Below are 20585 nucleotides of genomic sequence, written 5' to 3' on the forward strand. Positions count from 1 at the left end.
ATACGGCTGGTTTGTGACCCGTGAGTAACAAGCCGCGTCATCGAGAAATCAGATAACGTGTTCTTATGCGTAGCACGCACGCGCCGATCCCCCCGCCCCCCAGCGACACCGAGGGGACCATGGACAACCACCCCGCGCCAGGCGGGCACAGCGTCCGTACGCGCAGCCAGCACCAACGCCGCAAGCGCATCGTCCAGGCCGCGGCGGCGCTGGCCTCGCGCGGCGGGGTCGAGGCCATGCAGATGCGCACGGTCGCCGAGCGCGCGGGCGTGGCGCTCGGCACGCTCTATCGCTACTTTCCGTCCAAGATGGACCTGGTCGTGGCGGTGGTCGGCGAGGAGATCGATCTGCTGGAGAGCAGCATCGAGCGCCGCCCGCCCGGCGCCGCCACCCCGTCGAGCCGCGCGGTCGACGTGCTGATGCGGGCGACCCGGGGGCTCATGCGCGAGCCGGAGCTGGCCGACGCCCTCATCCGGTCGCTGATCATGGCCGAGGTGCAGACGCCGTTCGGCGACCGCATGACGGGGCTGCTGCTGCGCGTCTCGGCCGACGGGCTGACGGTCGACGACGCGAGCGAGGAGCAACTCGACCTGGCCGGGTCGCTGGCCAGCGTGTGGGTGCAGGAACTGCTGGAGATGTTGCGCGGGCGGCGCACCTATGACCAGATCCAGCGCCGCATCGAGACCGCCGCCGCGCGGCTGCTCGCCGATATCTGACCACGAATTGTCCTGCGGGTGGCAGAAAACTCATCGATCTGTCGGTGGCGGAGTCTATACAGGGGTGTATGACCGACAAGCCGACAAATGAGGACTTCCTCCGGCTGGCTGACCCGATGCGGCGCGAACTACTGGCGCACTGCTATCGCATGATGGGCTCCGTTCACGACGCCGAAGATCAAGTCCAGGAGACCTATCTGCGCGCCTGGCGGGCCTACGACGGGTTCGAGGGGCGATCCTCGCTGCGTACGTGGCTCTACCGCATCGCCACCACCACGTGCCTGACCGCGCTCGACAGCCGCGGCCGGCGGCCGTTGCCGACCGGGCTGGGCGCGCCGAGCCTGGAGGCGACCGCTCCCCTGGTGCAGGACACCGAGGTGCCCTGGCTGGAGCCGGTGCCCGACGCGCTGGCGGGCGCGGGTGGCGACGACCCCGCCTCGATCGTGACCGAGCGCGAGAGCATCAGGCTCGCGCTCATCGCCGCGCTGCAGCACCTGCCCCCCCGGCAGCGGGCGGTGCTGATCCTGCGCGACGTGCTCAGGTGGAAGGCCGCCGAGGTGGCCGAGGCGGTCGGCACGTCCGTCGCGGCCGTCAACAGCATCCTGCAGCGGGCCCGCGCGCAGCTCAGCGAGGTGTCGCCGAGCCTCGACGACCCGGTGGAACCGCTGTCGGACGAGCAGCGGGAGCAACTCGACCGGTACGTGGCGGCCTTCGAGAACTACGACATCGACGGCCTGGTCCACCTGTTCACCAAGGACGCGGTGTGGGAGATGCCGCCGTTCGTGGGCTGGTATCAGGGGCCCGAGACGATCGCGGAGCTCACCAGGACGCAGTGCCCGGCCGAGGCTCCCGGCGATCTCAAGCTGGTGCCCACCGCGGCGAACGGGCAGCCCGCCTTCGCGGTCTACTTCCGGGGAGACGACGGGGTCTATCGCCAGTTCGCGCTGATGGTGCTGACCTTCTCCGGCACGCAGATCAGCCATGTCGGCATGTTCTTCGAGGAGAAGCTGTTCGAGACGTTCGAGCTTCCGGCGACCTGGGAGGGTTCCGCAGCAAAGTAGAACGCGTTACAGTCGCGCCAGAGCAACGTTCTGGAGGCGACCATGGGCACACCGGTGATCGTCGAAGCCGTACGCACGCCGATCGGCAAGCGGGCCGGCCGGCTGTCGGAGCTGAAACCGCAACAGGTTCTGGCCACGGCGCTGACCGGGCTCGTCGAGCGCTCCGGGCTCGATCCGGCGGTCGTGGAGCAGGTGTTCGCCGGGTGCGTGACGCAGGCGGGCGAGCAGGGCGGGCACGTCGGGCGATACTCGTGGCTGTACGCCGGGCTGCCGTACCAGACCGGTGTCACCACCGTGGACGCCCAGTGCGGGTCCTCGCAGCAGGCGGTGCACCTGGCGGCGGCCATGATCGCGGCGGGGGTGATCGAGGCCGGCGTCGGGTGCGGGGTCGAGGTCATGAGCCGGGCGCCGCTGGGCAGCAACGTGCGCCCGGCCAAGCCCAGGCCGGACGACTGGAGCATCGACCTGCCCGACCAGTTCACCGCCGCCGAGCGGATCGCGCGGCGGCGCGGGCTGACGCGAGAGCGGCTCGACTGGTTCGGGGCGCGGTCCCAGCGGCTGGCGGCCAAGGCGTGGGCCGACGGGCGGTTCGAGCGCGAGATCGTGCCGGTCGGCGACGTACGCAAAGACCAGGGGCTGCGCGAGACCACCGCCGAGGGCCTGGCCGGGCTCAAGCCGGTGCTGAACGACGGCCTGCACACGGCCGGCACCTCGTCGCAGATCTCCGACGGCGCCGCGGCCGTGCTGGTGATGAGCGAGTCGGCGGCGCGGCGGCACGGGCTGCGGCCCCGGGCCAGGATCCTGGCGCAGGCGCTGGTCGGGGCGGAGCCGTACTACCACCTGGACGGGCCCGTGGAGGCGACGGCCAGGGTGCTGGCGGCGGCCGGCATGACGATCGGCGACCTGGACAGATTCGAGGTCAACGAGGCGTTCGCGTCGGTGGTGCTGTCGTGGGCGAGCGTGCACGAGCCCGACCTCGACCGGGTCAACGTCAACGGCGGCGCGATCGCGCTCGGCCATCCCGTGGGCGCCACGGGCGCGCGGCTGATCACCTCGGCGCTGCACGAGCTGGAGCGCTCTGACTCCGCCACCGCGCTGGTGACGATGTGCGCGGGCGGGGCGCTGTCCACGGCCACGATTCTGGAACGGATCGGCTGAACACGTATTCGATCCCGGCGGGCGGCGCTCTTACCCGCGGCACACCTCACTCGAAATCGGGGGCTACATGAAGACCAGGCGCAGGCCGTACGCGGAGCAGCGTCCGCAGGACCTCGGCGGCGGGGTTTGGAGCGTGCCGGTACCGATCCCGGGCAACCCGCTCGGATACACGATCGTCTACGCCGTCGAGTCGCCCAAGGGGCCTGTGCTGGTCGACGCCGGCTGGAACCATCCGGACGCCTGGGAGGCGCTCAGCGGCGGGCTGGCGGCGCTCGGGCACGACGTGAGCACGGTGAGCGGGGTGGTCGTCACTCATTTCCATCCCGACCACGCCGGGCTCGCCGGGCAGGTCAGGGACGTGTCCGGAGCCTGGATCGCCATGCACGAGGAGGACGCGGCGCTGGTCAGGCTGATGAACGACTTCGCCGCCGACCAGCACGACGACTTCCAGAGCGACATGCTGAGGCGGGCGGGCGCCGATCCGGGCGAGGCCAGGCAGGCGATGGGCTCGCGACCCATTCCGCCGGCGTTGCCGGACCGCAAGCTGCGCGACGGCGACCTGGTGGACCTGCCGGGGCGCAAGCTGCGCGCCGTGCACACCCCCGGACACACGCCCGGCCACATCTGCCTGCACCTGGAGGACGCCGACCGGCTGTTCACCGGCGACCACGTCCTGCCGGACATCACCCCGCACATCGGGATCTATCCGTACGACCGGAGCGACGTCGATCCGCTGGGCGAGTTCCTGGAGTCGCTGGAGCGGATCGAGGAGTTGGGCCCGCTGGACGCCCTGCCCGCCCATGAATGGATATTTCCCGATGTGGCCGCGCGCGCCGCCCAGATCCGCCACCATCACGAGGAGAAGCTCGAACGGCTGCGCGCCCTCCTGGCCCAGCGGCCCGAGCCGCTGACCATCTGGGAGGTCGCCGCGATGATGACGTGGAACAAGCCATGGGACGATTTGTCCCCCGTGCTGAGAGGCATGGCGGCCGGCGAGGCCGCGGCCCACCTGCGCGCCCTGGAGGCCCGCGGCGCGATTCGCCGCCACGCAGGTGTCGATCTCGTTCGCTTTCAGGCTCTAGACTCCTAGACATCCGATGTCTAGGGAGAGAAGCGTGGCGGTCACCGACGCGGCCATCGACAAGATCAAGCAGATGATCGTCTCCGGCGAGCTGGCCCCCGGGGACCGGCTGCCAAAGGAGGCCGACCTCGCCGAACGACTCGGCCTGTCACGCAACTCGCTGCGGGAGGCCGTACGCGCGTTGTCGCTGATCAACGTGCTGGACGTCCGGCAGGGCGACGGCACCTATGTCACCAGCCTGGAGCCCCGGCTACTGCTGGACACCATGTCGTTCGTGCTCGACCTGCACCGCGACGACACGGTGATCCAGTTCTTCGAGGTCCGGCGCATCCTGGAGCCGGCCGCCACCGCCATGGCGACCGAGCTGATGACCGACGCGGACATCGACGCGCTGCGGGTGATCCTGGAGTCGCTGCCGGAGCGGCCCACCGTGGAGGAGCTGGTGGCCAACGACCTGCAGTTCCACCACCGGATCGCGCAGGGGTCGGGCAACAGCGTGCTGTGCTCGTTCATCGAGAGCCTGTCGGGCCCGACCACCCGGGCCCGCATCTGGCGGGGGCTCACGCAGGAGGGGGCGATGGAGAAGACGCGGGAGCAGCACACCGCGATCTACGAGGCCATCGCCGCCCGGCAGGCCGACGTGGCGCGGGCCTGGGCGACCGTACACGTGGCGGGCGTGGAGTCGTGGCTGCGCAGAGCCCTGGAACTGGACTGACCAGCGACCTTCAGCCGCTGGACCGACCACCAGAGGCCGTCCAACGCTGAACCGGCCAGAGGCCCGGCGACCGCCGGGCCTCTGGAACCGGTCGGCCTCGTGCCGGTCGGCCTCGTGCCGGCCCGCCGAAGGCGAACCGGCCTCCCCTCCTACGGCCTCCCCGCCTCCCCTTCCCTTCGAAAGGACCGCGCCGAAGTGCGGCGGGAAGGAGTGTCAGAGGTCAGCCGAGCTGCGCCTTGAGGACGTTGAAGGAGATCGGCGGCAGCACGGCCTTGAGCCGGTCACCGTCGATCACCGCGCCGTCGAGGGCGCGCGGCTCGACGCGCCGCGGCTCCCGCTCGGTGTTGCGGGCGGCGGTGTCGGCGTCGGCGACCGTGATGTGGGAGATGTCCGTCCCCCTCGGCAGCCCGCGCAGGTCGATCTCCAGCGGCAGCGGCTCGTCCCCGCGGTTCACCGCGAACACCGACAGCCGCCGCTCGTCGTCGAGCGTCGCGGCGGCGGCCAGCACGGGCACCTCGCCGAACTCCTCGGTCGGCATGTTCGGAGCCGTGGCCTGGACGCGCAGGACCCGGCCGCGGGCGTGGGCGGCCGTGAGCGCGAACGGGTGGAAGATCGTCTGCCGCCAGGCCGGGCCGCCCGGCTCGGTACGGATGGGAGCGATCACATTGGCGAGCTGCGCCTGACAGGCGATGCCCACCCGGTCGGCGTTGTTGAGCAGGGTGATCAGCAGGCTGCCGACCACCGCCGCACCCGCGACGTCGTAGTCCTCCTCGATGATGCGCGGCGCCTGCTCCCAGTCGAGGCTCTGCTCGCCGCCGAACAGGCTCTGTGACCAGACGTTCCACTCGTCGAACGAGAGCTTGAGCCGCTTGCGACTGCCGAGCTTGGCAGCCACGTGGTCGGCGGTGGAGATCACGTCGTGGATCTGCCGCTCCATCTGCACGGCCGAGGCCAGGAAGCTCGCCCGGTCGCCGCCCACGGCGTCGTAGTAGGCGTGCGTGGAGATGTAGTCGACCTGGTCGTAGCAGTGCTCCAGCACCGTCGCCTCCCAGGACCCGAACGTGGGCATGTGCGGGTTGGAGCTGCCGCAGGCCACCAGCTCGATGCTCGGGTCCACCCGGCGCATGGCCTTGGCGGTCTCCAGGGCGAGCCTGCCGTACTCCTCCGCGGTCTTCCCGCCGATCTGCCAGGGACCGTCCATCTCGTTGCCCAGGCACCAGACCTTGATGCCGTACGGCTCCCGCGTCCCGTGCTTGATCCGCAGATCCGACCAGCGCGTGCCGCCCGGGAAGTTGGTGTATTCGAGCAGGTCACGAGCCGCCCGCACGCCACGCGTACCCAGGTTGACCGCCATCACCGGCTCGGCGTCCACCTCGCGCAGCCAGGTCATGAACTCGCCGAGCCCGAACGCGTTCGTCTCGATCTGCCGCCAGGCCAGGTCGAGCCGGGTGGGCCGGTCGGCGGACGGTCCGACGCCGTCCTCCCAGTCGTAGTTGGAGACGAAGTTGCCGCCCGGGTAGCGCACGGCGGTGACGCCCATCTCCCGCGTCAGCTCGATGACGTCGCGGCGCAGCCCGTCGCCGTCGGCCTCGGGGTGGCCGGGCTCGAACACGCCCGTGTACACGCACCGCCCCATGTGCTCGACGAACGATCCGAACAGCCGCCGTTCGACCGGCCCGACCTCGAACGCGGGGTCGAGGGTGAGCTTGGCGGATCCCATGGACAGTCCTCCTTGATTGGCTTCGCCCATCTATACATCGTTGTATTCAACGTTGTAAAGCAACTAATACACTTTGTGGCCATGGACAGATCTCGCGTCGGCCTCAAGGACGTGGCCCGACTGGCCGGCGTCTCCGTGAAGACCGTCTCCAACGTGGTCAACGGCTATGTTCACGTAACCCCGGCCACGCGTACGCGGGTCGAGGCGGCCATCAAGGAGCTCAACTACCGGCCCAACCTGTCGGCCAGGAACCTGCGGCAGGGCCGTACCGGGATCATCGCCCTGGCGGTCCCCGAACTGGACATCCCCTATTTCGCGGAGCTGGCCCACTTCGTGGTCGCGTGCGCGGAGGAGCGCGGGCTGACCGTGCTGATCGACCAGACCGGGGCCACGCGGGAGCGCGAACAGCTCGTCGCCGAGGGCTTCCGCGCCCATCTGATCGACGGCCTGATCTTCAGCCCGCTCGCCCTGACGGCCGACGACCTGGCCGCGCGCGTGGACGACACGCCGATGGTGCTGCTGGGCGAGCGGGTGTCCGGGGGGACGGCCGACCACATCGTGGTGGACAACGTGGCCGCCGCCAGGGACGCCACGCTGCACCTGGCCTCGCTCGGCCGCCGCCGCATCGCCGCGATCGGGGCCCAGGACGACGCGGTGGCGGAGACGTCCCGGCTGCGGCTGGCCGGCTATCGCCAGGCGCTGAAGGAGACCGGGCTGCCCAGGGACGACCGGCTGGTGGTGCCCGTGGAGGCGTACCACCGTGCGGACGGGGCCCGCGCGATGGCCGCGCTGCTGGACTCGGGGCCGATGCCGGACGCGGTCTTCTGCTTCAACGACCTGCTGGCGCTGGGCGCGCTGCGTACCCTGCTGGAGCGGGGCCACTCCGTGCCGGGGGAGGTGGCGCTGGCGGGCTTCGACGACATCGAGGACGGCCGCTACGGCACCCCGACCCTCACCACCATCTCCCCCGACAAGCAGGCGATCGCCCGCCAGGCCGTCGACCTGCTGGCCGACCGCATGGCCAAGAGCTCGCAGGCGGAGGCCAGGGAGATTCATGTGGCGTACCGGCTGGTGATCCGGGAGAGCACCAACGGGTAGTACCGGTTCTGTGTCCGACAAACTTGAGCGATATCGGAGCAAACGCGACCCGAAACGTACCCCTGAGCCCGTCCCCGACGCCCCCTCCGCCTCCCCCGGCGGCGACGCCTTCGTCATCCAGGAGCACCACGCGCGGTCCCTGCACTGGGACCTGCGCCTGGAACGCGACGGCGTCCTGGTCTCCTGGGCCGTCCCCAAGGGCCTGCCGGCCGACCCCGGCACCAATCACCTGGCCGTGCGCACCGAGGACCACCCGATGGAGTACCTCACCTTCCACGGCGAGATCCCCAAGGGCGAGTACGGCGGCGGCACCATGACCATCTGGGACACCGGCACGTACGAGACGGAGAAGTGGTCGGATCGCGAGGTCAAGTTCGTCCTGCGCGGCGACCGGTCCGCGGGCCGGTTCGTGCTGTTCAGGACGCGGGACAAGAACTGGATGATCCACCGCATGGGCGACGCGGTCCGCGACCCGTTCCCGGCGCTGGAGCCGATGCTCCCGGCCGAACGCGCCCGCCTCCCCAAGGACCCCTCGGCCTACGCCTTCGAGTTCGCATGGGGCGGCCGGCGGCTGCTGGTCCCCATCGACGGCGGCCGTACGGACGCGGCCAGGGAGCATCCGTGGCTGCGCGAGCTGGCCGAGTCGTTCGGCAGCCGGTCGGCGGTGCTCGACGGCGAGCTGGCGACGCTCGGGGGCGCGGAGATTCTCCTCTTCTACGACCTCCTGTACGACGACGGCCGCTCCCTGGTCGAGGAGCCCTACACGGCGCGACGGGCGGCCCTGGAAGCGCTCGGGCTGTCGAACGCGCACTGGCAGACGGCACCGTCGTGGCCCGGCGAGGCGGGTCCGGTCCGGCAGGCGGCCAGGGAGCAGGGGCTGCCGGGGGTGCTGGCCAAACGACTGGACTCGCCGTACGAGCCGGGGTCGTCGAAGGCGTGGCTGTTCATTCCCGCATGACCGCTCCACCGGCTGAGGGATACTCAGGGCGTGCTGATCACTGGAATCTCACCCGACGGCGATCCGCTCGGGGGCGAGTTGCTCGCCCTGCAGCGCGCCTCCTACGCGGTCGAGGCCGCGATCATCGGTGACGACCGCATCCCGCCGCTGCACGAGAGCCTCGCCGAGCTGCGCGCGCAGCCGCTGCTCTGGCTGGGAGCGATGGAGGACGATCGGCTGGTGGGGGCCGTGGCGTGGGAGGAGACGGCCGGTGAGGTGGACCTCAACCGGCTCGTCGTGCATCCGGCGGCGCTGCGGCGCGGGATCGGGCGGGCCCTGGTCAAGGAGGTCATGGCCAGGGCCTCCGGGCGCCGGGTGGTGGTGTCCACGGGGCGGGACAACACGCCGGCGCGCAGGCTGTACGAGCGGCTCGGGTTCGTACCGGCCGGTCAGACCGAGGTGATCCCGGGCCTGTGGCTGGCGCACTACGCCTGCCCGGCCGCCTGACCCGCTCCCGGCCGGAGCCGTCGCACCACGCCTGCCCTGCTCCCGGCCGGAGCCGTCGCACTACGCCTGCCCGACCGCCTCACCTACTCCCGCTCGGACAGGAGTCCCTCGGCCTCCAGTTCCGCCCACAGCTCGTCCGGGACCGGCCGGGACCACAGGGCGGCGTTCGTGGTGACCTCCTGGGGCGCGCGGGCGCCGATGACGACCGTGGCGATCGCCGGGTGGCGCAGCGGGAAGGCCATGGCGGCCTGCGGCAGCGAGACGCCGTGCCGCTCGCAGACCCCCGCGATCCTCCGGGCCTTCTCCAGCAGCGGTTCCGGCGCGGGCACATAGTTGTACGTGCCCGCCGGCTCGGGCGTGGCCAGCAGCCCGCTGTTGAAGACCCCGGCCGCCAGCACCCGGACGCCCCGCTTGACGCACTCGTCCAGGAGCGGCAGGCCCGACTGGTCGAGCAGGGTGTAGCGGCCCGCGAGCATGACCACGTCGATGTCGGTCTCCTGGATGAAGCGCAGCGGCACCTGCCACTGGTTCATCCCGACGCCGATCGCGCGCACGCCGCCCTCGGCGCGCACCTGGGCCAGCGCCGCGTACGCCTCGACGATCGCCTGGTCCACGTGCTCGTCCGGGTCGTGGATGAGCGCGATGTCGATGGCCGGCAGCCCGAGCCTGGCCAGGGACTCCTCCAGCGACCTGCGTACGCCGTCGCGCGAGAAGTCCCACTGCCGCACCAGGTCGGCGGGCACGTCGAAGCCCTCGCCGTCCCGCGCCCCGCCGGAGGAGGCGGGCACCAGCAGGCGGCCGACCTTCGTGGACAGCACGTAGCCGGAACGGCCGGTGAGCGCCGCGCCCAACCGGCGTTCGGACAGGCCCAGGCCGTAGTGGGGCGCGGTGTCGTACAGGCGCACGCCCTGGTCCCAGGCGGCGTCGATGGTGGCGCGCGCCCGTTCCTCCGCGACCTCCTCGAACAGGTTGCCGATCGGTGCGCCGCCGAAGCCGTGGCGGGGCAGTTGGATGCGTTCCATCAGTCTTGAGCCTTTCCGCCGGCTATTCGGCTGATCATCAGTGCGACGAGGATGATCCCGCCGTAGATGACCGGTTGCCAGAAGCCGGAGACGCCGATGAGGGTGAGGATGTTCTGTACCAGGCCGATGACGAGGACGCCGGTGAGCGCGCCGAGGATCGTGCCCTTGCCGCCGTCCATGCTCACGCCGCCGATGACGGCCGCCGCGAACACCATGAAGATCCAGCCGACGCCCTGGTTGTTGCCGATCGCCCCGAGGCGTCCGGTCTCCAGGATTCCGGCGAGCGCGGCCAGCGTCCCGCCCATGATGAACACGCCGTAGAGCACGCGGTCGACCCGGATGCCGGCGGCGCGGGCGGCGTCGGTGTTGCCGCCGATCGCGTAGAGGGAGCGGCCGAGCCTGAGGTAGCCGAGGCCGAAGATGCCGGCCGCGAACAGTACGCCGGCGATCCAGATGGCGGCGGGCAGGCCCAGCCACAGCGCGCTGCCCAGGTAGAGGATCGACTCGGGCAGCTCGAACAGCGTCTTGCCCTCGGTCGGCCCCTGCAGGAAGCCGTGCACGATGATCAGCATGGCCAGCGTGACGATGAACGCCGAGAGCTGGAACCTGATGATCAGGAAGCCGTTGAACGCGCCGATGGCCGCCCCGATCAGCAGCGCGAACGGGATCACCAGCGCCCCGGGCAGCCCGATGCCGAACCCGCCCGCCGCCACCGGGATCACCAGCATCACCGCGATGGCGGGCGCGGTGCCGACCGTGGACTCCAGCGAGAGGTCGAACTTGCCGGCGATCAGGATCATCGCCTCGGCCAGGACGAGCAGCGAGATCGCCGCCTGCTGCTGGAGCACGTTCGTCAGGTTGCCCGGCGTCAGGAAGGTCGGGTCCAGGAACGCGCCCACGACCAGCAGGATCACGATCACCGGCACGAGCGTCAGGTCACGGAACCTGGCCAGGCGCATGCGGGGCGCGGGCGCCGTCAATGTGGTCACTCTTCTATGCCTTCCATCACGGCCACGAGCTCGTGGTCGGTCCAGCCGCGGGGCACGTCCTTCACGACCCTGCCGTGGAACATCACCAGCACCCTGTCGCAGATCCGCAGGTCATCGAGCTCGTCGGAGACCACCACGGCCCCCGCTCCCCGCCCGACCGCGTCCTCCACCGCGCCGAGCAGGGCCTGCTTGGCCTTGACGTCGACGCCCGCGGTCGGGTTGATCACGACCAGCACCGTGGGGTCGTCGACGAGCGCGCGGGCGAAGACGACCTTCTGCGCGTTGCCCCCGGACAGGTCGCTGACGGGCTGATCAGCCCCTTCCGTCTTGATGTCCAGATTTTTGATCATTTCTTCGGCCTTGGTGCGGCGTCTGGCCGGGAAGACCAGTCCGTACCGGCCGAGCTTGCGGGCGATCGGGAACGTGGCGTTCTCGCCCACCGAGAGCATCGGGACGAAACCCTCGTGGTGGCGGTCCTCGGGGACGAATCCGAGTCCGGCCCGCATCGCGGCGGGCACGTCGCCGGGCCTGACGCGGGTGCCGTTGACGGTGACCGTGCCCCGGTCGGCCTTCCGCAGGCCGACGAGGGTCTCGGCCAGGCCGACCTTGCCGCTGCTGGCGGAGCCCGCCAGGCCGACGACCTCGCCCGATTTAACGGAAATATCGATATTTGCGTAGCGACCGGCCAGTGTGAGGCCCGCCCCCGACAGCACCACCGCGTCGCGGGGGGTCCGGGAGCGGGACTCGTACGCCTGCGTGGCCTCCCCCGTCATCGCGGCGACCAGCTCGTCGTGCGGCAGGTCGGCGACCGGCCTGGTGACGATGTGCCGGGCGTCGCGGAACACCGTGACGCTCTGGCAGATCTCGTACACCTCGTCGAGATGGTGGGAGATGTACATCATCGTGACGCCCTGCTCGCGCAGCGACCGCATGCGGGTGAACAGCCGCTCGATGGCCGGGCCGTCGAGCCGCGCGGTCGGCTCGTCGAGGATGATGAACCTGGTGCCGAACGACAGCGCGCGGGCGATCTCCACGAGCTGGCGCTGCTCGACGCTCAGGTCGCCGGCCAGCGCCTGCGCGTCCACGTCCACCTCGTACGTGTCCAGCACCTCACGCGCCCTGGCCCGCAGCGCCCGCCAGTTGATCGTGCCCCCGGCCGACTGCCGGTTGAGAAAGAGGTTCTCGGCGACCGTCAGCGCCGGGATGATCGTGGACTTCTGGTAGACGCAGGCGACGCGCTGCCGCCAGGCGTCGCGGTCGGCGAGGGCGGGCGCCGCCTCTCCCGAGAACCGCACCTCGCCCTCGTCCGGCCGCTGGAGCCCGGTCAGGATCGACACCAGGGTGGACTTCCCCGCGCCGTTCCTGCCGACGAGCGCGTGGGTCTCGCCCTCGGCGATCGCGATCTCCGCGCCGTTGAGCGCGGTGGTCGGGCCGAAGCGCTTGACCACGTTTCTGGCTTCGACGTGAAGGTTCATCTATTTGACCTGGTTGCCCCAGAGCGCCTTGTCGTCCACGTTCTCCTTGGTCACGAGGGGCGCGGGGAGCTGGTCCTCCAGGCCGTTCGGAAGCTGGATGATCGTGCTGTCGTGATCGGTGGGGCCCGCCTGGAACGTCTTGCCCTCCGCCGCGGCCTTGGCGTAGAAGAGGGCGTACTTGGCGTACAGGTCGGCCGGCTGCGACACCGTGGCGTCGATGTCGCCCTTGCGGATCGCCTCGAACTCCTGCGGGATGCCGTCGTTCGAGATCACGAAGACGTGCTTGTCGTCGCTCGGCGGGACCAGCAGGCCCTTCTGCTTGAGCACCTGCAGCGTCGGGGCCAGGTGGACGCCCCCGGCGTGCATATAGATGCCCTTGATATCCGGGTTCTGCTCCAGGCGGGTCTGCAGCATGGAGGCCGCCTTGCTGCCCTCCCACTCGGTCGGCTCGCTGAACACCGTGACGCCGGGGAACTTGCTCTTCATGCACTCCAGGAACGCCTCCGACCTGTCACGGCCGTTGATCGAGCTGAGCGCGCCCTGGAGCTGCACGACCTTGCCCTTGCCGCCGAGTTTCTCGCCGAGGAACTCGCACGCCTTGGTGCCGTACGCGCGGTTGTCGGCGCGTACGACCATGTAGACCTTCCCCTTGTCCGGACGGGTGTCGACGGTGACGACGGGGATCTTCTTGTTCTCAAGCTGCGTCAGCGTGTTGGCGATGGCTCCGGTGTCCTGCGGGGCCATGACGATCACCTTGGCGCCCTGACCGGTCAGCGCCTGCACGTTGTTGACCAGCTTGGCCACGTCGTTCTGCGAGTTCGTGGCGGGCATGAGGTCCACCTTGAGCTCGCCGGCCATCTGGGGGACGTACTTGATGTAGGAGTTCCAGAAGTCGGAGTCGGCCCTCGGGTGGTCGATGCCGATCTTCCCGCCGCCGCTTCCTCCTTCCGTCGTCGTCGTTCCAGAGCCACACGCGGTGACGACCGCTAAGAGGGCCGCTCCCGCGACCGCCCGTCCGAACTTCATGGGGGGTTACCTTCCTTAATTGGTTGGCCGGAGCCTGAGCCCCTGCATGCCACCGTCGACCGCGAGCGCGGTCCCGGTGGTCGCACCGGCCTCGGGGCTCGCGAGGTAGGCGATCGCCGCCGCGACCTCCTCCGCGCTGACCAGGCGGCCCATCGGCTGCCTGGCGTTCAGCGCGGCCCGCTCCGCCTCGGGGTCGTCAGACGAGTCGAGCAGCCGGCCGACCCACGGGGTGTCCGCGGTGCCCGGGTTGACGCAGTTGACCCGGATGCCCTCACGGATGTGGTCCGCGGCCATGGCGAGCGTCAGCGACAGCACCGCGCCCTTCGTCGTGCTGTAGAGCGCCCGCTGCGGCAGCCCGGCGGTGGCCGCGATCGAGCACGTGTTCACGATGGCGGCGTGCTCGGACCTCCGCAGGTACGGCAGCGCGGCCCGCGCGACCCGTACCATCCCGAGCACGTTGACGTCGAACACCTTGTGCCACTCGCTGTCCGGGTTGTCCTCGATGGTGCCCTGCGCGCCGATGCCGGCGTTGTTGACCACCACGTCGATGCCGCCCAGCCGCTCGGCCGCCTCGGCCACCGCCGCCCGCACGCTCGCGTCGTCGGTGACGTCGGCCTTGATGCCGATGAAGGGCTCGCCGGGCGGGTTGAGGTCGAGGCAGGCGACGGTCATGCCGCGCTGGGCGAGCGCGGTGGCCGCCGCCAGGCCGATGCCGGATCCGCCGCCGGTCACGATCGCTTTCAGACTCATGCCTCGTCCTTCCAGACCTCGCCGCCGGGGAAGGTGTGGGCGGCGATCGACTCCGCGTGCATCTCGGCGCTGAAGCCGGGTGCGGACGGGGCGACGTAGCGGCCGTTCTTGATGACGACCGGGTCGGTGAAGTGCTCGTGGAGGTGGTCCACGTACTCGATCACCCGTCCCTCCATCGTCCCGGTGACCGCCACGAAGTCGAACATCGACAGGTGCTGCACCAGCTCGCACAGCCCGACGCCACCCGCGTGCGGGCACACCGGCACGCCGAACTTCGCCGCGAGCAGAAGGATCGCCAGGTTCTCGTTGACGCCGCCGACGCGGGCGGAGTCGATCTGCACGTACGAGATCGCCTCGGCCTGCAGGAGCTGCTTGAACACGATCCGGTTCTGTACGTGCTCACCCGTGGCCACCGCGATGGGCGCGATGCCCCGGGCGATGGCGGCGTGGCCGAGCACGTCGTCGGGGCTGGTCGGCTCCTCCACCCAGTGCGGGTTGAACTCCCGCAGCCCGTTGATCCACTCGATGCCCGAGCCGACGTCCCAGCGCTGGTTGGCGTCGATCGCGATCGGGAAGTCGGCCCCGCACACCTCGCGGGCCACCCTGAACCGGCGCCTGTCGTCCTCCAGATCGGCGCCGACCTTGAGTTTGATCTGCCCGAACCCCTGGTCGAGGGCCTCCTTGCAGAGCCGCCGCAACTTCTCGTCGTCGTATCCGAGCCAGCCCGGCGACGTCGTGTAGGCGGGGTAGCCGCTCTCGATGAGCTGCTCGATCCGCCCCGCCTTGCCCCCTTCTGCCGCCTTCAGGATCTGGAGGGCCTCGTCCTTGGTCAGCGCGTCGCTCAGATAACGGAAGTCGATGAGATCGACGATCTCCTCGGGCGACATCTCGGACAACAACCGCCACAACGGCTGGCCCGCCCGCTTGGCCTTGAGGTCCCACAGGGCGTTGACCACGGCGGAGATCGCCATGTGCATGACGCCCTTCTCCGGCCCCAGCCAGCGCAGTTGCGAGTCGTTGACCATGTCACGGTAGAGCGCGCCGAGGTCCTCGACGTCCTTGCCGAGCACGTAAGACTCAAGGGCGCTGATGGCCGCGGTCTGGATGTCGTTCCCGCGCCCGATGGTGAACGCGAACCCGTGCCCCTCGTGCCCGTCGTCGGTCTTGAGCACGACGTAGGCGGCCGAGTAGTCGGGGTCGGGGTTCATCGCGTCGGAGCCGTCGAGCTCCCGCGAGGTCGGAAAACGCACGTCGTGCGTCTCCATCCCGACGATCCGGTACGCCGGCGCTCCCGTTTGCGTCATGCCTGCCCCACCGTCTGCTTCTGCCGGCCCAGTCCTTCGATCTCCAGCTCCACCACGTCACCCGCACGCAGGTAGGGCTGCCCCGGCATGCCCATCGCGACCCCGGCCGGGGTGCCGGTGTTGATCACGTCACCGGGCTCCAGCACCATGAACCGGCTCAGATAACGCACGATCTCCGCCACATCGAAGATCATGTTCTTGGTGTCACCGTCCTGGCGGAGCTCACCGTTCACCCAGAGGCGCAGCGGCAGGTTCTGCGGATCACCCACCTCGTCCGCCGTCACCAGCCACGGGCCGAGCGGGTTGAACGTCTCACACGACTTGCCCTTGTCCCATTGACCGCCCCGCTCAAGCTGGAACTCCCGCTCGGAGACGTCATTGGAGATGGCGTACCCGGCGATCACGCCGAGCGCCTCCTCCCGGCTGCCCAGGTAGCGCGCCTCCTGGCCGATGACGATGGCCAGCTCGACCTCCCAGTCGGTCTTCACGCTGTTACGGGGCACGAGCACCTCGTCGTACGGGCCGACCATGGTGTTGGCGGCCTTCATGAACACGACGGGCTCGGCCGGCACCTCGGCGCCAGACTCGGCGGCGTGATCGCTGTAGTTCAGGCCAATGCACACGATCTTCCCGGGCCGCGCGATCGGCGCCCCGATCCGCACCCCTTCGGCCTCGACCACGGGCAGGGCACCACGCTGGAGCGCGTCGCGGACGCGCGCCACTCCCCCGGAGGCGAGGAAAGCCCCGTCGATCTCGGGCTCTCCGATGTCGCGCAGGTCACCGGCATCATCCAGCACCACCGGTCGTTCCTGGCCGACAGGTCCTACTCGCAGCAGCTTCACACCGCATCCTTCATCTTTATACATCGGATGTCTCGTCTCCCGATGCTCGTGCGCCCAGGTGGAGTGTGTCAAGGCCCGCCGACGCGCTTACCTCGGATCCGCCGCCTCGCAATACCCCCATAAGCGAAGTACGCCCCCTGTGAACCCAATTAACCGCCCCCACCACTACGGTGGCGCCGCCAAAACTTTTCCCGCATATACATCGGACGTAACCCCCGCCCTGAATCTCCCCCGCACCCTTCACAGCAGCCCCAGCCCTCCCACCCACACAAACACCCACGCCTCCCCAGAACCCAGCCCCCCAAGCCCCCCGCACCTCGGCACCTCGCCACCTTGGACCCCACCACCCCGGACCCCCGAACCCCCGCAACCCTGGCACTGCGGCACCCCGCCACCTCAGCACCCCAACACCCAGCACCCCAACACCCGGCACCTCGCCACCCCGGCACCTCGCCACCCCGGCACCTCGCCACCCCGACACCCCGACACCCCGGCACCTCGGCACCTCGGCACCCGACCATTGGAGCCAGGCGCCCCGACCCCCGGACCATCGGAGCCAGGCCATGGGAGCCGAGGCCCGGCGTCGGCCCTGCGCCGGGCAGACCGGACGGAAACCGTCGGCGCCCAGAATTGAGCAGACCTGAGCCGAGCGAGCCGAAGCCAGGCAAGGCGAGGCGAGGCGAGGCGAGGCGAGGCCGAACGGCCTAAAGCCGAGCAGGCCGACGCCAGACAGAGGGGCGTCGGACAGAGGGGAGCCGTGCAGGCCCGAGGCCGGACAGGCCAAACTCGGACAGGGGCGGAGCCGAGCCGACCGAAGCCAAGCCGGCCGACGCCAGTAGGACAGAGCCAGAGGGCCGGAGGCCAGACAGCCCGAGGCCGGACAGGCCGACGCCAGACAGGCCGACGCCAGACAGGCCGACGCCAGACAGGCCGACGCCAGACAGGCCGACGCCAGACAGGCCGACGCCAGACAGAGGGGCGTCGGACAGAGGGGAGCCGGACAGAGGGGAGCCGGGCACGCCGAGGTCGGACAGGGCGGAGCCGGGCCGACCGAAGCCAGTAGGGCGGAGCCAGGGGGCCGGAGCCAGAGGGCCGGAGGCCGGACAGGCCGAAGTCGGGCGGGGTGGCGTCGAGCAGGGTGGCGTCGAGCAAACCTGAGTTGAGCCAGCCGAAGTCGGGCGAGGCGGAGTCGAGCAGGCCGAGGCCGAGCCAGTGGAGCCGAGCCAGTGGAGCCGAGCCAGTGGAGCCGAGCAGACCCGAAGGGAGGCGACCCAAAGGGAGGCGACCCGAAGGGAGGCGACCCGAAGGGAGGCGACCCGAGGCCGGACAGAGTGGCGTCGGACAGAGGGGCGTCGAGCAGGCCGAAGTCGGGCGGGGTGGAGTGAGCGAAGTGGAGTTGGCTCGTTGACCTGCGGTTCATTGCCGTCAAGTGCCACATACCGGCGTTTATCGCCACCCACCACCGCACGCCCGCAGCCCACCCATTGGACCCAACTATCAGGAACGATCCATTCCCCTCCTTGACGACCGTACAGTGACGTAATAGAACACGTTTCAATACAATTTAACCAAGCGCTTGATCAAGAGGTGACCCGCGTGCACATCGACCTTGTTGACAGGGACCTATACGCGACCGCTGGACCACCCCACGACCAGCTCGCCTGGTTGCGCGCGAACAGCCCCGTCCACTGGCACGAGGGCGAGCCTGGCTTCTGGGCCGTCTCCAGGTACGAGGACGTCGTCCACGTGTCCCGGCACTCGGACCTGTTCTCCTCCCACAAGAAGCTCGCCCTCTTCGAGGATCTGAGCGAGGACCAGATCGCGCTGCAGCGCCTCATGATGCTCAACCAGGACCCGCCGGAGCACACGAGGCGGCGCTCCCTGGTCAACCGGGGCTTCACCCCGCGCACGATCGGGGCCCTCGAACAGCACATCCGCGACATCTGCGACGACCTCCTCGACAAGCTGACCGGCGAGGTCGACTTCGTCACCGAGATCGCCGCACCCCTCCCCCTCTACGTGATCTGCGAACTGCTCGGCGCGCCCGTGTCCGACCGCGACAAGGTGTTCAACTGGTCGAACCGCATGATCGGCGCCCAGGACCCCGACTACTCGGCCAGCCCAGAAGAGGGTTCGAACGCCGCCATGGAGGTCTACGCCTACGCCAACCAGCTCGCCGCCCAGCGCAGGGCGAACCCGAAGAACGACATCGTCACCAAGCTCCTGCAGCCGGACGAGCACGGCGAGACCCTCGACGAGAACGAGTTCGACCTGTTCGTCCTCCTCCTGGTGGTGGCCGGCAACGAGACCACCCGCAACGCGGCCTCCGGCGGCATGCTCGCGCTCTTCGAGCACCCGGACCAGTGGGACCGCCTGGTGGCCGACCCGACCATGGCGAAGACGGCCTCTGACGAGATCGTCCGCTGGGTCTCGCCGGTCAACCTGTTCCGCCGTACGTCGACGACCGACCAGGTGCTGGGCGGGCAGCAGATCAAGGCCGACGACAAGGTCGTGGTCTTCTACTCCTCCGCCAACCGCGACACCACGGTCTTCCCGGACGCCGAGGTCTTCGACATCGGCCGCGACCCGAACCCGCACATCGGCTTCGGCGGCGGCGGTGCCCACTTCTGTCTCGGTAACCACCTGGCCAAACTGGAACTCCGCATCCTCTTCGAACAACTGGCCCGCCGCCACCCCCGCCTCCGCCAAACGGGCCCGGCCCGGCGACTGCGCTCGAACTTCATCAACGGCATCAAGGAACTACCGATCACCATCGGCTGACCTCTGGGAGGACCGGGCACTGCCCCGAGCGGACAGGGCAGGGGGCGAGTAAAGGCTGGGCAGGGCACGGGCTGGGCTGGGCTGGGCACGGGCTGGGCTGGGCACGGGCTGGGCTGAGCTGGGCACGGGCTGGGCATGGACTGCGCTGGGCCGGGCAAGCCCCACCGGCGTGGTCCTGACCGCGTGATCCTGACCGCGTGATCCTGGACGGCGCAGGCCCGAATAGCGTGGACTCGAACCGGTGTCGGCCCGAACCGGCGTCGGCCCGAGCCGGCGTCGGCCCGAGCCGGCGTCGGTCCGAGCCGGCGTCGGTCCGAACGGCGTCGGTCCGAACGGCACAAGCCCGCCCAGCCGACAACGTGGGGCCCGAACGGGCTGAAACCGAACGGCGTGGGCCTGCGGTTCTGTCCCGTTCGGGGCCGCGAACGGGGGGTGGGTAAGCGGTGGCGGGATTTGCGGCGGGCGGCGCGGATGCGGGTGAGGATGCGTTTTGTGACTTCCGGGGCTGGGCGCCAGCCGCGTTCGATCAAGGCGTTCGCCACGTGCTCCAGTAGGTCGGCGGTTTGGGCGGGGATGACGTCTCGGCGGACGGCGATCACGCGCCAGCCCTTTCGCCGGAGCTCGTCTCGGCGGTCGGCGTCGTGTTGCCGGTCCGCCGGCGAGGTGTGGTGTTCCTGGCCGTCGTACTCGACCGCGACCTTGAACTCCTCCCAGCCCAGGTCGAGGTAGGCGAAGCGGTCTTCGCCCAGGTCGACCCGGATCTGGGTGGTGGGTCTGGGCAGGCCGCCCTCGACGAGGATGACCCGGAGCCAGCTCTCCCTGGGTGAGGCGGCTCCGCGGTCGGCGAGGCTGAGAGTGTCGCGCAGGGTCCACGAGTTGAGCGGGCGGTGCCACAGGGCCTCCAGGTCGACGCCCCGGCGGGCGAACTGGTCGAGGATCGCCACGGCTTCCAGGCGCGGCAGCCGGCGAGCGCAGTCGAGGGCGGTGCGCTCCCTCGTCGTCAGGCGGATGCCTCGGTGGAGGGTGATGTCGTCGCGGGGAAGTGGCGCCAGGTAGGTGACGCAGTTGGGGAGGGCCAGGTGGGCTGGGGCGGTCAGCTCGATGGGCCAGCCGGGCTCGGCGGTGGCACCGATCTCCAGGCCCCACATGTGCGCCGCCGTCCGCCCGCAGACGACGGCCTGGAGAACTCCTTGGGTCACCCGCCTGGCCCGCTCGACCAAAAGCAGGGGCGAGGGCTCGGTGGACATGGTGGGCCCATGATGCTCGTCAGTCGTGGCGGGTGGGGTGGGGCGGGGGTGCTGGGTCATGCCGCTCAGGGTGCGCCGGTAGCGGGGAGCGGGGGTGCGCCGAATGGGGTTCTGTGGATGGGGGCCGGTTATCCACAGGAGGTGGGTCAAGGCAAG

General features: G+C 70.1%; 17 protein-coding genes and 1 pseudogene. 9 read left to right on the forward strand and 9 right to left on the reverse strand.

The window, feature by feature from the left end; genetic code table 11:
• Nucleotides 1-119: 119 nt before the first annotated feature.
• From C4V41_RS29395 to C4V41_RS29415, 5 genes are all read left to right on the forward strand, one after another.
• Entirely contained in the window at nucleotides 120-716 is a 597-nt protein-coding gene (locus C4V41_RS29395; RefSeq protein WP_103959183.1) for a TetR family transcriptional regulator, read from the forward strand.
• A gap of 68 nt (nucleotides 717-784) precedes the next feature.
• Nucleotides 785-1777 carry a sigma-70 family RNA polymerase sigma factor gene (locus tag C4V41_RS29400; RefSeq protein ID WP_103959184.1) on the forward strand — a complete coding sequence of 331 codons (993 nt, stop codon included), beginning with the start codon at nucleotides 785-787 and terminating at the stop codon, nucleotides 1775-1777.
• A 42-nt stretch (nucleotides 1778-1819) separates the two neighbouring features.
• Nucleotides 1820-2935: a steroid 3-ketoacyl-CoA thiolase gene (locus C4V41_RS29405; RefSeq protein WP_103959185.1), complete on the forward strand. Its 1116-nt coding sequence runs from the start codon at nucleotides 1820-1822 to the stop codon at nucleotides 2933-2935.
• Nucleotides 2936-3002: 67 nt separating this feature from the next.
• The gene (locus tag C4V41_RS29410) at nucleotides 3003-4025 is read left to right on the forward strand and encodes an MBL fold metallo-hydrolase (protein WP_103959186.1); all 1023 of its coding nucleotides are present in this window, start codon (nucleotides 3003-3005) and stop codon (nucleotides 4023-4025) included.
• 25 nt (nucleotides 4026-4050) lie between these two features.
• A complete protein-coding gene (locus C4V41_RS29415; RefSeq protein ID WP_103959187.1) occupies nucleotides 4051-4731 on the forward strand; it encodes a FadR/GntR family transcriptional regulator in 681 nt (226 codons plus the stop codon).
• A gap of 220 nt (nucleotides 4732-4951) precedes the next feature.
• Here the strand turns inward: C4V41_RS29415 and arfA are convergent, their stop codons facing one another.
• The gene (arfA, locus tag C4V41_RS29420) at nucleotides 4952-6451 is read right to left on the reverse strand and encodes an arabinosylfuranosidase ArfA (RefSeq protein WP_103959188.1); all 1500 of its coding nucleotides are present in this window, start codon (nucleotides 6449-6451) and stop codon (nucleotides 4952-4954) included.
• A gap of 81 nt (nucleotides 6452-6532) precedes the next feature.
• Between arfA and C4V41_RS29425 the strand changes: the two genes are divergently transcribed.
• From C4V41_RS29425 to C4V41_RS29435, 3 genes are read left to right on the forward strand one after another with little or no spacing between them, the layout of a single operon-like run.
• Nucleotides 6533-7549, forward strand: coding sequence for a LacI family DNA-binding transcriptional regulator (locus C4V41_RS29425; RefSeq protein WP_103959189.1), 1017 nt, complete (start codon nucleotides 6533-6535; stop codon nucleotides 7547-7549).
• Between the two features lie 10 nt (nucleotides 7550-7559).
• A complete protein-coding gene (locus C4V41_RS29430) occupies nucleotides 7560-8507 on the forward strand; it encodes a DNA polymerase ligase N-terminal domain-containing protein (protein ID WP_103959190.1) in 948 nt (315 codons plus the stop codon).
• 30 nt (nucleotides 8508-8537) lie between these two features.
• Nucleotides 8538-8993 carry a GNAT family N-acetyltransferase gene (locus tag C4V41_RS29435; protein WP_103959191.1) on the forward strand — a complete coding sequence of 152 codons (456 nt, stop codon included), beginning with the start codon at nucleotides 8538-8540 and terminating at the stop codon, nucleotides 8991-8993.
• 83 nt (nucleotides 8994-9076) lie between these two features.
• On the opposite strand, the gene C4V41_RS29440 is transcribed toward C4V41_RS29435, so the two are convergent.
• From C4V41_RS29440 to C4V41_RS29470, 7 genes are read right to left on the reverse strand one after another with little or no spacing between them, the layout of a single operon-like run.
• Nucleotides 9077-10015: an aldo/keto reductase gene (locus C4V41_RS29440; protein ID WP_103959192.1), complete on the reverse strand. Its 939-nt coding sequence runs from the start codon at nucleotides 10013-10015 to the stop codon at nucleotides 9077-9079.
• Nucleotides 10015-11004 (reverse strand): ABC transporter permease, encoded by a 990-nt coding sequence (locus C4V41_RS29445; RefSeq protein WP_235030446.1) that lies wholly within the window; start codon nucleotides 11002-11004, stop codon nucleotides 10015-10017. The genes C4V41_RS29440 and C4V41_RS29445 overlap by 1 nt, the downstream gene beginning before the upstream one ends.
• Nucleotides 11001-12479, reverse strand: coding sequence for a sugar ABC transporter ATP-binding protein (locus C4V41_RS29450; protein WP_103959193.1), 1479 nt, complete (start codon nucleotides 12477-12479; stop codon nucleotides 11001-11003). The genes C4V41_RS29445 and C4V41_RS29450 overlap by 4 nt, the downstream gene beginning before the upstream one ends.
• Entirely contained in the window at nucleotides 12480-13505 is a 1026-nt protein-coding gene (locus C4V41_RS29455) for a sugar ABC transporter substrate-binding protein (RefSeq protein WP_103959194.1), read from the reverse strand.
• Between the two features lie 15 nt (nucleotides 13506-13520).
• On the reverse strand, nucleotides 13521-14255 hold the full coding sequence (locus C4V41_RS29460) for an SDR family NAD(P)-dependent oxidoreductase (RefSeq protein ID WP_103959195.1): 735 nt from the start codon (nucleotides 14253-14255) through the stop codon (nucleotides 13521-13523).
• Nucleotides 14252-15559: an L-fuconate dehydratase gene (locus C4V41_RS29465; protein WP_103959196.1), complete on the reverse strand. Its 1308-nt coding sequence runs from the start codon at nucleotides 15557-15559 to the stop codon at nucleotides 14252-14254. Before C4V41_RS29465 ends, C4V41_RS29460 begins: the two co-directional genes overlap by 4 nt.
• The gene (locus tag C4V41_RS29470; protein ID WP_103959197.1) at nucleotides 15556-16401 is read right to left on the reverse strand and encodes a fumarylacetoacetate hydrolase family protein; all 846 of its coding nucleotides are present in this window, start codon (nucleotides 16399-16401) and stop codon (nucleotides 15556-15558) included. The genes C4V41_RS29465 and C4V41_RS29470 overlap by 4 nt, the downstream gene beginning before the upstream one ends.
• 1596 nt (nucleotides 16402-17997) lie before the next feature.
• Here C4V41_RS29470 and C4V41_RS29480 point away from each other — a divergent pair.
• Nucleotides 17998-19182: a cytochrome P450 gene (locus tag C4V41_RS29480; RefSeq protein ID WP_200824298.1), complete on the forward strand. Its 1185-nt coding sequence runs from the start codon at nucleotides 17998-18000 to the stop codon at nucleotides 19180-19182.
• A 590-nt stretch (nucleotides 19183-19772) separates the two neighbouring features.
• On the opposite strand, the pseudogene C4V41_RS66175 reads toward C4V41_RS29480, so the two are convergent.
• A pseudogene (locus C4V41_RS66175) lies at nucleotides 19773-20489 on the reverse strand (hypothetical protein); the annotation flags it as partial.
• Between the last annotated feature and the right edge of the window lie 96 nt (nucleotides 20490-20585).

This window comes from Nonomuraea solani, assembly GCF_900108335.1.
Lineage (GTDB): Bacteria > Actinomycetota > Actinomycetes > Streptosporangiales > Streptosporangiaceae > Nonomuraea > Nonomuraea solani.

Bases quoted from the DNA above. Each gene is read 5' to 3' on its own strand.
- C4V41_RS29450 (WP_103959193.1), bottom strand. From the start codon at position 12,479: ATGAACCTTCACGTCGAAGCCAGAAACGTGGTCAAGCGCTTCGGCCCG.
- C4V41_RS29425 (WP_103959189.1), top strand. From the start codon at position 6,533: ATGGACAGATCTCGCGTCGGCCTCAAGGACGTGGCCCGACTGGCCGGC.
- C4V41_RS29400 (WP_103959184.1), top strand. From the start codon at position 785: ATGACCGACAAGCCGACAAATGAGGACTTCCTCCGGCTGGCTGACCCG.
- C4V41_RS29395 (WP_103959183.1), top strand. From the start codon at position 120: ATGGACAACCACCCCGCGCCAGGCGGGCACAGCGTCCGTACGCGCAGC.
- C4V41_RS29465 (WP_103959196.1), bottom strand. From the start codon at position 15,559: ATGACGCAAACGGGAGCGCCGGCGTACCGGATCGTCGGGATGGAGACG.
- C4V41_RS29405 (WP_103959185.1), top strand. From the start codon at position 1,820: ATGGGCACACCGGTGATCGTCGAAGCCGTACGCACGCCGATCGGCAAG.
- C4V41_RS29460 (WP_103959195.1), bottom strand. From the start codon at position 14,255: ATGAGTCTGAAAGCGATCGTGACCGGCGGCGGATCCGGCATCGGCCTG.
- C4V41_RS29440 (WP_103959192.1), bottom strand. From the start codon at position 10,015: ATGGAACGCATCCAACTGCCCCGCCACGGCTTCGGCGGCGCACCGATC.
- C4V41_RS29455 (WP_103959194.1), bottom strand. From the start codon at position 13,505: ATGAAGTTCGGACGGGCGGTCGCGGGAGCGGCCCTCTTAGCGGTCGTC.
- arfA (WP_103959188.1), bottom strand. From the start codon at position 6,451: ATGGGATCCGCCAAGCTCACCCTCGACCCCGCGTTCGAGGTCGGGCCG.
- C4V41_RS29410 (WP_103959186.1), top strand. From the start codon at position 3,003: ATGAAGACCAGGCGCAGGCCGTACGCGGAGCAGCGTCCGCAGGACCTC.